This window comes from Pseudomonas sp. GG8, assembly GCF_052976945.1.
On sequence record NZ_JBRIIP010000001.1, the window covers coordinates 2,790,113 to 2,802,344 of the forward strand.

At 55.3% G+C, this 12,232-nt stretch carries 11 protein-coding genes and 1 pseudogene; 4 read left to right on the forward strand and 8 right to left on the reverse strand.

All coding sequences use genetic code 11. The annotated features are described in order from the left end of the window. Positions 1–28: 28 nt before the first annotated feature. Together ACVBEG_RS13330 and ACVBEG_RS13335 are read left to right on the forward strand one after the other, a co-directional pair. Positions 29–406: a cupin domain-containing protein gene (locus ACVBEG_RS13330; RefSeq protein ID WP_322178815.1), complete on the forward strand. Its 378-nt coding sequence runs from the start codon at positions 29–31 to the stop codon at positions 404–406. A gap of 104 nt (positions 407–510) precedes the next feature. After that, complete coding sequence (locus ACVBEG_RS13335; protein ID WP_323565899.1) at positions 511–1,452, forward strand: IS5 family transposase; 942 nt, start codon at positions 511–513, stop codon at positions 1,450–1,452. A gap of 390 nt (positions 1,453–1,842) precedes the next feature. On the opposite strand, the gene ACVBEG_RS13340 is transcribed toward ACVBEG_RS13335, so the two are convergent. After that, positions 1,843–3,525: a peptidoglycan D,D-transpeptidase FtsI family protein gene (locus ACVBEG_RS13340; RefSeq protein WP_443690360.1), complete on the reverse strand. Its 1,683-nt coding sequence runs from the start codon at positions 3,523–3,525 to the stop codon at positions 1,843–1,845. Positions 3,526–3,861: 336 nt separating this feature from the next. On the opposite strand from ACVBEG_RS13340, the pseudogene ACVBEG_RS13345 reads away from it, so the two are divergent. Together ACVBEG_RS13345 and ACVBEG_RS13350 are read left to right on the forward strand one after the other, a co-directional pair. Then, positions 3,862–4,344, forward strand: a pseudogene (locus tag ACVBEG_RS13345) (transposase); the annotation flags it as partial. 31 nt (positions 4,345–4,375) lie between these two features. Then, entirely contained in the window at positions 4,376–4,723 is a 348-nt protein-coding gene (locus ACVBEG_RS13350) for an ATP-binding cassette domain-containing protein (RefSeq protein ID WP_447107832.1), read from the forward strand. Positions 4,724–4,793: 70 nt separating this feature from the next. Here the strand turns inward: ACVBEG_RS13350 and ACVBEG_RS13355 are convergent, their stop codons facing one another. The 7 genes from ACVBEG_RS13355 to ACVBEG_RS13385 all read right to left on the reverse strand — a co-directional run bounded on the left by ACVBEG_RS13355 (position 4,794) and on the right by ACVBEG_RS13385 (position 12,175). Next, positions 4,794–5,417: an NIPSNAP family protein gene (locus ACVBEG_RS13355; protein WP_447107833.1), complete on the reverse strand. Its 624-nt coding sequence runs from the start codon at positions 5,415–5,417 to the stop codon at positions 4,794–4,796. 135 nt (positions 5,418–5,552) lie between these two features. Further along, entirely contained in the window at positions 5,553–6,551 is a 999-nt protein-coding gene (locus ACVBEG_RS13360; RefSeq protein ID WP_447107834.1) for a 3-hydroxybutyryl-CoA dehydrogenase, read from the reverse strand. Beyond that, positions 6,548–7,654, reverse strand: a complete 1,107-nt coding sequence (locus ACVBEG_RS13365) for an NAD/NADP octopine/nopaline dehydrogenase family protein (protein ID WP_447107835.1) — start codon at positions 7,652–7,654, stop codon at positions 6,548–6,550. The genes ACVBEG_RS13360 and ACVBEG_RS13365 overlap by 4 nt, the downstream gene beginning before the upstream one ends. A gap of 215 nt (positions 7,655–7,869) precedes the next feature. Continuing rightward, positions 7,870–9,051 carry an alpha-hydroxy acid oxidase gene (locus ACVBEG_RS13370; protein ID WP_322216846.1) on the reverse strand — a complete coding sequence of 394 codons (1,182 nt, stop codon included), beginning with the start codon at positions 9,049–9,051 and terminating at the stop codon, positions 7,870–7,872. Between the two features lie 140 nt (positions 9,052–9,191). Continuing rightward, positions 9,192–10,469 (reverse strand): OprD family porin, encoded by a 1,278-nt coding sequence (locus tag ACVBEG_RS13375; RefSeq protein ID WP_322178808.1) that lies wholly within the window; start codon positions 10,467–10,469, stop codon positions 9,192–9,194. A 226-nt stretch (positions 10,470–10,695) separates the two neighbouring features. Then, entirely contained in the window at positions 10,696–11,196 is a 501-nt protein-coding gene (locus ACVBEG_RS13380; protein WP_150632634.1) for a flavin reductase, read from the reverse strand. 19 nt (positions 11,197–11,215) lie between these two features. Next, positions 11,216–12,175: a PDR/VanB family oxidoreductase gene (locus tag ACVBEG_RS13385; RefSeq protein WP_330201088.1), complete on the reverse strand. Its 960-nt coding sequence runs from the start codon at positions 12,173–12,175 to the stop codon at positions 11,216–11,218. Positions 12,176–12,232: the final 57 nt, after the last annotated feature.

Here is a 12,232-nt window from a genome sequence, read left to right on the forward strand (position 1 = left end):
CGAACCCGCTGCCCAGGTGAAGACAAACATGTCAAAAAATGAAACACCATTCTGGAGAATCGCTGGAAAACACGGCACTCACGGGCCGGTCGAAGGCTCTACCTATTACTCGTCTTCGGCTGATGATTGGCTGCCGACAACGGCTGAAGGTTTCTGGATCAAACCGCTGTTCGAGGACACCGAACGCGGTGAAAAGACCCTATTGATGAAAGTCGACGCAGGCGCTCATGTCGCCAGCCATACCCATAAAGGGGAGCTTGAACAACTGTTCGTACTGCAAGGCTCACTTTATGATCAGGATAGAACACTGAACGTCGGCGACTACTGTTGCCGGGCTCCGGACGCGGCACACAGTGCAGGGTCGGTACAAGGGGCTATTTTGATGGTGATTTATACCCGCCGGTGAACAGGAGCTGCATACGAAGGACAGAAAGCGTTAGGGAAACTCTGAAAAAGACTTCCAAATCTGGTGAAAAACGCCTGTCCCACGAACTGAACGGTTGAGCCCCGATGAAGCAAATGTCCTTCGCTGATGCCGAATACGCTGGCAAACGTAAGCAAACCCGCCGCGAGCGTTTCCTGATTGCATTGATCGAGCCGCATTATCCGAAGGGCGAAGGCGGTCGTCCGGCGTATCCGTTGATGGCCATGCTGCGGGTTCATCTGATGCAAAACTGGTTCGGCTACAGCGACCCGGCGATGGAAGAGTCCCTCTACGAAACCACGATTCTGCGCCAGTTTGCCGGGCTGCATTTGGATCGGATTCCGGATGAAACCACGATCCTCAACTTCCGCTGGCGGTTGGAAAAACATGAGCTGGCCGGTGGAATTTTGCAGGTCATCAACGGCTATTTGGGCGACCGAGGTTTGCTGCTACGCCAAGGTACTGTGGTCGATGCGACGATCATTCATGCGCCCAGTTCGACCAAGAACAAGGATGGTAAACGCGACCCCGAAATACACCAGACAAAGAAAGGAAATCAGTACTATTTCGGGATGAAATCGCACATCGGTGTCGATGCTGAATCCGGTCTGGTGCATAGCGTAGTGGGTACGGCGGCGAATGTGGCGGACGTGACTCAGGTCGATCAGTTGCTGCATGGCGAGGAAACTTACGTCTCTGGCGATGCCGGTTACACCGGCGTGGAGAAGCGTCCGGAGCATCAACACCGGCAGATGATCTGGTCGATCGCAGCGCGACCCAGTAGCTATAAGAAGCATGCAAAAAAGAGCCTGATCGGTCGCATACGCCGAAAAATCGAATACGCGAAAGCTCAAGTCCGGGCCAAAGTTGAGCATCCATTCCAGGTGATTAAGCGCCAGTTTGGTTATACGAAAGTCCGCTTCCGAGGCGTGGTGAAAAACACCGTACAACAGACCACACTGTTTGCCTTATCGAACCTGTGGATGATGCGAAAACGGCTGTTGAATGCAGGCGAGGTGCGCCTGTGATGCGGACAATTAGCCCTGAAAAGGTGTTATTCAGCAAAAAACAGCGAACTGAACTGAGAGGAGGAAAGGTCTGATTTTCGATTCAGTCGCCGTTTTTTGAACCTCAAACAGCGAGGCCGTTAAAAACGGCTGCTTACTTCAGACCCTCCCTAGTTGGCAGCTGATTTTGTCAGCCCGGGGCATGAGTCCCTCATGGGGCCTTTGGTGTCGCGGACTGAGGCCCATGGATCATGTATTGTGATGCCCTACGCACTCAAAAGCTCAACAGATATAAGGCTGTGATAGATCTCAACGAATGACTTTCATTGATAAAAAAGTGCCACCCTGATGAACGTCGGGTATGTTCGCTTCTACCTAATGTCAGGCCGTCGCAAAACGTTCTGTGTCAAATCAACCCTGGACTGCTGGTAGAGTCTGGCTTTGATCACTCTGTACATTTCTGATGCGAAGCACGTCCTCTAAAACCTCCTTGAAAATAGGTGCTGCAATCGCTCCTCCGAAGTAACCTTTAGCGGTGGGCTCATCCACCAAAACAGCCATGATGAACTCAGGTGCATTGGCCGGTGCAATACCCACGAACATGGCTCTGTATGCGTTGTTTTGATATCCGCCTCTGGACGCCTTGCGTGATGTTCCGCTTTTTCCGGCAATTACATAACCTTTGATTGCTGCGCGCTTTCCTCCTGCCCCAGGCCCATCAACTGCGTGCACCAGCATTTCCAGAATCCTGTTCGCGACCTCCGGTTTCATGACGTTTCGGGGTGGATGAGCTTCGTTTTTTATTATCGATAATGGAATCAGGTCTCCATTATTTGCAAAAACGGTATAGGCCTGAACCAATTGAGCCAAATTGACCGACAAACTGTATCCGTATGAAAGGCTCGCAGTGGCTATATCCGACCATGCTGTCCTAGTTGGAACAGAACCAACACTTTCTCCAGGAAAAAAGACGGAGGTGCTATTTCCGAATCCCAGGTCAAGTAGCATTTGAGAGATGATTTTTCCACCTGTTGGTATTGCGATTTTACTCATGCCAACATTAGAGGATCGACGAATGATACCTGCTAGATCTAACTGATCATCCCTTCCCACATCACGAATAGTATAGCCATTGATCTTAACAAAACCTGGCGCTATCTGAATCATAGCGTTTTTGTCAACGATACCTGCCGTTAACACGGCGGCCATGCTGAATGGTTTTATTACTGAACCCGGCTCATACACATCAGTAAATACACGATTTCGAATCACATTCGGGCTAAAGCTTTTTCGAGAATTAGGATTGAATGAAGGCACTGTGGATATCGCCAGTATCTCTCCTGTTTTTGCGTGTATAAGAATTGCGCTCACAGACTGGGCTTTATTATATACAAGTGCTTTCCATAGCGCTTTTTCAACGTAGTATTGCAGGGTGGAGTCTATTGTCAGGTATACATTTTTTCCAGGAGTCAGGGGCTTGTGAACAAGGATTTCTCTTGTGACGCGCTTGTGTAAGTTCAAGGTGAGCTCTTCAAGGCCAAACGCTCCTGAAAGTCGCTGATCATACATTAGCTCAATGCCTTCGATGCCTTTCTGGTCAATATTGGTAAAGCCTAACGTCTGAGCTAACATCGATGATTGGGGGTAGAATCGCTTGTACTCTTTTCGCTCATAAACTCCGAAAATAGACAAGGCTTCTACCTTTTTCGCGGTCTCTGGAGAAACCCTTCTTGCTAAATAGGCGAACGATTTTCCTTGGGTATTCAATTTCAAATAGCTAATTCGTGAAGCATCAATATTAAGATGCTCGCTTAATAATTCTACTTGCTGTTTTGTTGGAGAAAATTGTTTAGGGTTAACCCATATTGTGCTTACGGGGGTAGAGACCGCCATGGGCTGATTGAATCGGTCAAAAATGGTGCCGCGAACTGGAATTGTCTCAATTAGGCGCGTAGATCGTTTGCGGCCTTCGTCGTTTAGAAACTCATGAGAAAAAATAGAAAGATAGGTAATTCTCGCCATAAGGACTATCGCTAGAGAGCAAAAAATAACTAAAACCGTCATAAATCTCGGATTTCGCGTTAGGAGGCTCATGTAGGTTTCCTGATTTATTCGTGCGACGGCAAATCAGACTAACGAACTTGTGGTTTTTTTGCTTTGTAATATCCAGAAACAGCTTCGTATATTAATATCCATGTAAAAGGTTTGTTTTTTGTTGATCTCTATGTTGAAGTTTTGATGTTATGTTTTTTTTGCTCTCTCTCCAAAAAAACATAATAATTGGTGGCTAGCCGGATGTTGAGCATTTCCGTCCGACCTACCATGAGGCCTATTTGCGACGTGGCAAGTACCCCACAGCATGCTAGGGATTCTCCGAACAAGTCCTCAAATGTGCTGGAATACACCCTCACCACCTGACCCGAGCCTCGCATGAGTCAGATGAGCTTTTCCGATTTCAAATATGCAGGCAAGCGCAAGCAAACCCGTCGTGAACGCTTCCTTGCCGAAATGGATCAGGTGGTGCTCTGGAGTGGTTTGTTGGGGTTGATCGAACCGTATTACCCGAAGGCTGGTGGTGGCCGTAAACCGTATCCGCTGGAGACCATGCTGCGTATTCATCTGCTGCAAAACTGTTTCGCCCTGAGCGACCCGACCATAGAAGAAGCGCTCTATGAAATCACCCCCATGCGCTAGTTTGCCCATCTCACGCTGAGTGCGCCGATCCCTGAAGACACTGCGATCATGAACTTCCGGCACCTGCTGGAGAAACACCCGCTGACGCCTGCGATTCTCGCCGTCATCAACGGTTATTTGCAGGAAAAAGGTCTTTCCCTGCGTCAGGGCACTATTGTCAACGCCTCGATTATTCACGCGCCCGGTTCGACCAAAAACGAGGAAGGCAAACGCGACCCAGGGTAAGTAGGACCTGGCACGAATCTACCAGTTGTTTCCACGGTTACAGGAACGCCAGGATCAGTTGTCGAAAACCCTCTCTGGTGACGAACAGCAGATCATGGTGGTCGCCCGCGCCCTGTTGACCAACCCGCAATTGTTGATTTTCGACGAGACAACCGAAGGCTTGGCGCCGATCATTCGCGGAACCATCTGGAGTTGCCTGGCGAGCTTGAAAGCCGAAGGCGAGGCGATTCTGGTCACCTACAAGAACCTCAAGGAAATGGCCCGGGCGGTCGACTGCCATCACATCATCGAAAAGGGCCGACAGGTTTGGCACGGTATGCAAGTGCAACTGGCCGAAACACCAGAATTATCCTGGCGCTACTTGGGCGTCTGAAACCCAAGGCTCGTGGTGCGACGTTCCCCTTCTGGGGGAACGGCCTTGCTCACAAAGGGTTCGGCAAATCTCATTGCAGTGGCGAAAAGCCCGCAGGCAGGTAGATCGTCGAATGCATGTCGCGCAGTTGCGGGCCTGAATTTTCCGGCGGCCAGACGCCGTCCTGTACGGCACGTGCGCGCACGTCCAGTCGTTGTTCGAGTGAGGCGTAAGGCCAGATGTGCAGGTAGCGCGGCAGTTGACCGTCAGTGGCGTAGAAGGCGGCATACACCTGGGAGTACTGCGCGTCTGTTCGTGGCCCTACGGCTTTTTCCCAGCCCTTGAGCGTGGGAGCCAGGCCCGATGGCATGAGGTCGTAGACGCGAAGTTCATAGAACGGCCCGTGGCGCCCGGCAGACAGTGGCTGGATAAAGGGAAACAACGTGTAGCTTTCCACGCGCATGTCCGTCAGATACGCCTCGATGCCAAACACGTCGGCACTCGACAGATAACGTTCGCGCTCAGCCTGGCGAGACGCCTCGTCGACAAAACCACGCAACACCGCGATCTGATTCAGCGGGCCGATTTCCGACGCCCAGCAGCCGACCAGTTTCACTGCGGCGTCATCGACGGCCAGTCGCTGCTCCAGACAAGCCATGGCAGTGGCGACAGTGCGCACCCGCACGGTGAACGTGATCAATTCGTACAGTTTCATGACAACCTCGATTCAGGACCAGACAAATGCATGGATGACCTGCATCCACCACGGAAAAACCGACGCAGCCATAACGGCGCGCCGGTTGTGCAACCAGGTCGTGAAGCTGTCGCGATCACACGTCAGCTTCCGCGCTCAGGACGTTGCCACGCCACCGTTGAACACCGGCGACAGCCCCATCAACTCAAGCTTGCGGGTGAACTCACCCAGCCTCTGCAGTTTGTAGGCCTCCAGGTCAACGTCCTGGTAATCATAAAAACCCTGACCTTCGCGCAGCCCGTTCCGCCCTTGCGCCATGTTCTCGGCAATGACTTTGGGTGGCAGGAAACGTGGATCGATGGCTTCAGCCAGGTAATGGGAGGCATAGAACAGAATGTCGCCGCCGCCCCAGTCGATAAACTCAAGCATCCCCAGCACGGAGAAACGCAGACCGAAACCAACGCGAATCGCGGTGTCGATGTCCTCTGCACTGGCCACCCCCTCCTCGACCATTCGCGCCGCTTCATTCATCGCCAGTGCCTGGATTCTCGGCACGATGTAACCGGCTGCCGGGGAGCATTGCACGGGCACTTTGCCGATGCGCTTGAGCAATGCCATCAGGCGTTGCACCACCTGCGGGCAAGTGTCCTTGCTGCGGCTGACTTCGACCAGCGGCATCAGGAGCGCCGGGTTCAGCCAATGGGCATTGACGAAGCGTTGCGGGTGCGTGACCAATGCCGCCAGCTGCGTCACCAGAAAGGTCGATGTCGTCGATGCAATCACCGTTTCATCGCCACACGCAGCACTCAGCCAAGCGAACGTCATGGCCTTGAGTTCAAGCACTTCAGGCACGGCTTCGAACACGACAGTGGCACTGTGCAAATCGTCGCCACTGCCTTCGCGATCACTCAAGCGTAAATGGCTCATCGCCTGTTCGACTTGTGCCGGATCGAGTGATCCCAAACGCGCAAGCGATGCCAGTTCGCCGCGCAAGTGGCCCTCGATCTGGCGGAAGTAGCGGTCCTGCGCCACGGGCTCGCGTTGCTTGATATCGATCAGGGTCACCGGCAGTCCGGCGAACATGAACGCCAAGGCAATGCCCTCGCCCATGCGCCCCGCGCCGACGATACAGATGCGTTGCGGATCGGCGCTCATGCCTGCAACCCCTGGTTCATGCACTGCGCCATTTCGCTGCGGCTCAGTTGATCCAGCCCGAGGTTTTCCAGGGTTCGACCCTCGGCGTACAGGTCGATGCCACTGACCACGGTGGCCAGGCTCAACAGGCCCTGAGCGACCGGTGTCGGCACGCCGGCCCAGCGCCCAACCGACACTAGAAACGACAAGCCCAGTCGTGTGTCTTCAAGCATGTAGCGGTGCTTTTGCAGGTCGATGTCTTCACGCCAATCGCCGCTATCGGTCAGTTTGCCGTGAGCGCCGCGACCGTACATCCACTCATCGCCGTCGGTGGCGTAATGATCAGCCAGCGGGAAATGCGGTGCGCCATAGCCCAGTGCTTCACGAACGGCGATACGCTCGGCGTCGAGGGCATTGGTCACGCGACGAATCGAAGGTACGGTCCCTTCGTTGTGAATGTCCCACGTCTCGAAATGCTCAAGTGGACCCGCGTTCATAAGGATCAACGGCGGATGAATGATCGGCCCGGCGTTCATCAGCGCGCCGCTGAGTGCATCTTCGATCGGTTCGACGCTGGGGTAAGCCTCGCGCAATACGGCGAACGCCGACTCGCTCAAACGACTCGGAAAAACTCCAGTCGGCAGACGGGTCGCGTAGCCGCTGATCACCACCTGGTTATCGCCATGCTTGCGCGCCAGATAGGGCAAGGTGCCGGTCTCCGCAAACGCCACCTCGCTGTGATTCCCCGCCTTCGCCATTGCCTGGGCGAACACCATGCTGCCAAACGTCCCCGGCGGCAGGAACACCACTTGCCCGTCGCGCAACAAGGGAGCCAGTTCGCTGGCAAGGGCTTGGTGGGAGGTCGACGGCAAGGCAATGACCAACAACTGAGCATCGGCCACGGCCTGTGCCAGATCGGCCGTCAAGGTCAGGGCATCCCCGACCTGCCCCAGGCTCAAGCGTCGTTCGCCACGAAAGTCGCGCACGAGCAGATGGCCGAGGCCTTGCAGTTTTTCCAGCGCGGCACTGTCTCGGCGCCACAACCGCACCGAATGGCCTTTCTCCGCCAACTCTATCGCTGCCGCGTAGCAACCGTGACCGCCGCCGATAACACTGATATTCATGAAAGCACTCCTGTAGAAGAGCCTCGATCCTAGCAACGGCCCCGGCGAGCCACTGCGCGAAACGCGCAAGCGTCATTCCGATTCTGCAACGCAATAAACTGGTCGAGTGCGACCACGATCAGTGTGGGAGCGGGCTTGCTCGCGAAGGGGCCGGTACATTCAACATTGATTTCGTCTGACACGCCGCCATCGAGTAAGCTCGCGCCCACAAATGCTCAAGCGCGTCGTCGCTCGAACACGCTGTCGCCGTCAAGGTGGTTTAGGTGGGTGCAGCCCATCAGGTTCATGGTCCGCGCCAGTTCTTCCGTCAATACGTCCAGCGCCCGGCCAGCACCGTCTTCACCTGCCACCGCCACGCCGTAAAGGGTGGAGCGCCCTAGCAGCACGGCATCGGCCCCCAGCGCGAGCGCTTTGACGATGTCGCTGCCACGCCGGATCCCGCCATCCAGCAGCAGGCTGAGTTTGCCTTTCGCCTGAGGCGCGATGGCCGCCAGTGCATCGAGGCTGCCGAGGGCACCGTCCAGTTGGCGGCCGCCGTGATTGGACACCACCACACCGTCAAGCCCGAGGGCGATGGCTCGCTCCACATCGGCCGGATGCAACACGCCCTTGAGCAACAGCCGCTCGCCCCATTGATCACGCAAACGCGCCAGCATGTCCCAATCGAGCAAGGTGTCCATCTGCTTGCCGACAAACGCCATTGATCCCAAGGGATTGCGCTCACTCGGCGGCAAGTAAGGTTCAAGGTTGCCCATGCCAGGCAGCCCCGATGGCCACATCACTTGCTTGAGCCAACGCGGGTGACGGACAACGTCAAACTTGTTGCGCCATGTCAGCTGTCGCGGCCTGGCGAAACTGCGTCGGTCCCACTCGCGATTGCCTAGCACCATCGCATCACAGGTCAACACCAGAGTCCGGCAACCGACAGCGGCGGCGCGCTGCAACAGGTTTTTTTGCACCGCCGGATCGCGCATAGCGTACAGCTGAAACCACAGGTCGACATCAGGCGCCGCCGCGACGAGGTCTTCAAGTGAAGTGTTGGACGCGGTGCTCAGGCTGAACGGCAAACCACGTGCCGTTGCAGCCTTGGCCAAGTGAATGTCGGCATCGCGGTGCAACAGACCGTTGTAGCCCGTCGGCCCGATCAGCATCGGCATTGGCAGCACCTTGCCGAACAACGCGCGAGACGTGTCGGGCGCATGGCAGGGCACCATGGCTCTGGCGTGCAGGCCATAAGCACTGAACGCGTCGAGATTATCCTTGAGCGTCAATTCGGCTTCCGCGCCGCCGCTGAGGTATTCCCAGACGAAGTAAGGCACGCGTCGCCGAGCCATGTCGGCCAGTTCGGCAATGCTGTGCACACGATTCAAGTCAGAACCGGTATAGAAACGACGCATAGGTCATCCTCGTAGGGCGGATAAAAACCGCTGCGAAAAAAAGCCCGGAAGGAGCGATCCGGGCAAAGGAAAACCAGTGTTGAAAAACCTTTGCCCGATGCGCGGGCAACCCGGAAGCCGCGAACGGCTCCCGGGGGATTTCAGAACTTCCAGGTGTAGGTGGTGATCAGGCGGTTCTCCTGATAGTCCGCACCCGACGCACTGCCATTGCCATAACGCGTCTTAACGTCAATGCGGCGCCATTCGAAACCCACATCTTTGAGCGGACCGCTTTGCACCACATAGCCGAGCACGATGTTGCGTTCGCTTTCGACGTTTTGGTCGAGGGCATTGTTGCCCCGGTCGACACCCGTGCCGCGCATGTAACGCGTCATCAATTTCAGACCCGGCAAACCGATGCCCGCGAAGTTGTAGTCATAACGCAATTGCCAGGAGCTTTCGTTCGGCTTGACGAACGCCACTGTCGACCAGTTCACCAAGTAAGGCTGCGGTGCATAGCCGTTGAGCGTCGGGAATGTCGACTCGCCAAGCATGCGCTGATAGCCGACACCGAAAGCATGGGCACCCTTCTTCAGGGTCGTCATGATCCCGTAGGACCTGTTGTCGATGTCGCCGTATAACGCCTTGCCGTCCTCGCTGTTATTGAAGTAACGGAGGTCGGTCTTCACGCCGTAACCGGCCCCCAGATCATGGTTATAAGTCAAACCGAGATAGTGTTGTTTGTAGATATCTTCCAACTGGCCGAAGAAGTAAGTGCCGGACAAGTTCGGCGTAAACGCATACGTGGCGCCCCCAAAGTTCAAACCGTCACTGCGACGTTTAACGTCGGGCCCATTGAACAAGTACATCTTCTCGGTATTGGAAGACTCCCGGGAGCTGATCTCGGTAAAACGGCCACCGGTCAGCGTCAGGTTGTCCACGTCTTTCGATTCGAGCTGCACGCCGTGATAGGTGGTGATTAATTGCCGGGAGTCGTCGATGTAAGCCACCGGCAACGTCGGTCGAAGTTCACCTATCTTGAGTTCGGTTTTGTTGTAACGAACCTTGCCGGTCAGCGCCGCACGGCCATAGTCCCGGACTTGTTCGCCCTTGCTGGTGTCGTACGGAATGATGCTGTCCGGACCACGGCCACCGCCGCCGTCCAGGCGATAGGCGTACTGCGCCGAGAGGTCCAGGCCAAACTGTAGCGTGCCTTCGGTGTAACCCGAGATCGCCCGAAAATCGAAGCCTTGGGTCCAACTGCCGATCCGCGATTGCGGCGCATCATGCTGTTTGAAATCGCGGTCGATATAGAAGTTGCGCATCCCCAGACTGACTTGGCTGTCGTCTACGAAGTCAGCCTGCGCAACCACAGGTGTGAAGATCCCCATCACGGCCGCGGTGGTGACGCCACGGCTTACCCAGCTCTTCTGGAACATCAAACTTTCCTTCTTTTTTACATGCACGAAGGCACGACTAGTGGAAGCAGATCAATTCAGCAAAAGTGAAACTTTGGCAGTCAATCCGCAGTATTATTTTTATAACCACTTACTGCAAAAAAGTCGTAACGCAGTCGTTCGCCAGAACAGCGAAAACCGCTTTATAGTTATTTTAAACACTCAACGATCATGGAAAGTCTTATCGTTTTTTTGGGGCAATCCAACATCAGGAAGTTGCTTTAGAGGCATCCCCCAAACGGTGGTAGGCGCGATTGAAATACACAAGGCCTTCCTGGCTGTCGCCATTACGGATGCCCAATACTTCGCAATAGAAAATTGTGTGCGATCCCACTTCATGAGCCTGGGCGATACGGCAGTCGAAACTGACCAGTGACTCATCAAGCAACGGCGCACCGCTCTCCAGGGTGCTCCATGATGCGCAGGAAAAGCGCTGTTCGGTATCGAGATTGCGGTTGGAAAAAGCCCCCGACACCTCCTGATGCCCAGGGGTCAGCACGTTGACGCTCAGCACACCGTTGCTCTTGAAATGCACGTTGGAAAACGACGAGCGATTCATGCACACCAACAGCGTCGGTGGCTGGTCAGTCACGCTGCACACCGCCGAAGCGGTAAACCCGAAACGACCCGCAGGACCATCGGTGGTGATGACCGAAACCGCGCCACCAAGCATTGCCATTGAGTTACGAAATCCAGTTGTATCGACCATGGTCTTACCCTCCGGTCTATCAGATATCCAGCACCAGTTTCTTGGACTTGGCCCGGGAACAGCACACCAGAATCTGGTCATTGGCAGATTTTTCGTCATCCGTGAGATAGATGTCGCGATGATCCGGTTCGCCTTCGATAACGTCGCACAAGCATGTGCCGCAAACGCCTTGCTCACACGACACTTCAATCTTGATGCCCACGGCAGTCAGCGCATCGACGATGCTCTGGCCCTCGGCAACCTGTACGGTCTTGCCGCTGCGCTGGGCGACCACTTCGAAACCGGCGCCCGAAGCGTCGACTTCGACCTGGAAGTATTCGCGGTGCACATGATCGTCGGCGTACCCCGCTTCCAGGACCTGGGCAATGACCCAGTCCATGAAACCGGCCGGTCCGCAGACATACACGTGTACGCCAGCTTGTGGAGTGCCCAGCACTTTTGGCAGGTCGAGTTTCTGGTCGGCGGCTTCGTCGTCAAAGTGGGTGTTCAACCGCGACGCAAACGCAGCGTTACCCAGCTCCTCGAGAAAGGCGCTGCGGCTGCGTGAACGACCGCAATAATGCAGTTCGAAATCGCTGTCGTGGGCATTCAGCGCGTAAGCCATGGCCACCATCGGGGTGATGCCGATACCGCCGCCGATCAGGATCGAACGCCTGGCATCGCTGGCCAGCGGAAAGTGATTGCGTGGCAGGCTGATCTCGATTTCACGACCTTCCTGTAGCAGTTCATGCACCGCCACCGAACCGCCACGCGAGGCGGGATCCTTGAGTACGCCCAAGCGATAGGCGCCTGCGTTGGCCGGATCACCGCACAGCGAATACTGGCGAACCAGACCGGTCTTGAGGTGGATATCGATATGCGCGCCCGCCTCGAAGGCGGGCAAAGGCTGTCCCGCAGGATCACTCAGATCCAGTACGACAACACCTTCGCCCTGTTCTTCGCGCTTGCGCACGACGACTTTCAATAATTGATCGCTCATACAGGACCATCCCGATTTCGTTGTAAGGAGGCGCATCTGGGCACCCCCGACTGCTTT

What these genes read in the sequence shown, in the direction of transcription:
- ACVBEG_RS13335 (WP_323565899.1), top strand. Translation starts at nt 511, where the DNA reads ATGAAGCAAATGTCCTTCGCTGATGCCGAATACGCTGGCAAACGTAAG.
- ACVBEG_RS13360 (WP_447107834.1), bottom strand. Translation starts at nt 6,551, where the DNA reads ATGAGCGCCGATCCGCAACGCATCTGTATCGTCGGCGCGGGGCGCATG.
- ACVBEG_RS13365 (WP_447107835.1), bottom strand. Translation starts at nt 7,654, where the DNA reads ATGAATATCAGTGTTATCGGCGGCGGTCACGGTTGCTACGCGGCAGCG.
- ACVBEG_RS13375 (WP_322178808.1), bottom strand. Translation starts at nt 10,469, where the DNA reads ATGTTCCAGAAGAGCTGGGTAAGCCGTGGCGTCACCACCGCGGCCGTG.
- ACVBEG_RS13385 (WP_330201088.1), bottom strand. Translation starts at nt 12,175, where the DNA reads ATGAGCGATCAATTATTGAAAGTCGTCGTGCGCAAGCGCGAAGAACAG.
- ACVBEG_RS13380 (WP_150632634.1), bottom strand. Translation starts at nt 11,196, where the DNA reads ATGGTCGATACAACTGGATTTCGTAACTCAATGGCAATGCTTGGTGGC.
- ACVBEG_RS13355 (WP_447107833.1), bottom strand. Translation starts at nt 5,417, where the DNA reads ATGAAACTGTACGAATTGATCACGTTCACCGTGCGGGTGCGCACTGTC.
- ACVBEG_RS13330 (WP_322178815.1), top strand. Translation starts at nt 29, where the DNA reads ATGTCAAAAAATGAAACACCATTCTGGAGAATCGCTGGAAAACACGGC.
- ACVBEG_RS13370 (WP_322216846.1), bottom strand. Translation starts at nt 9,051, where the DNA reads ATGCGTCGTTTCTATACCGGTTCTGACTTGAATCGTGTGCACAGCATT.
- ACVBEG_RS13340 (WP_443690360.1), bottom strand. Translation starts at nt 3,525, where the DNA reads ATGAGCCTCCTAACGCGAAATCCGAGATTTATGACGGTTTTAGTTATT.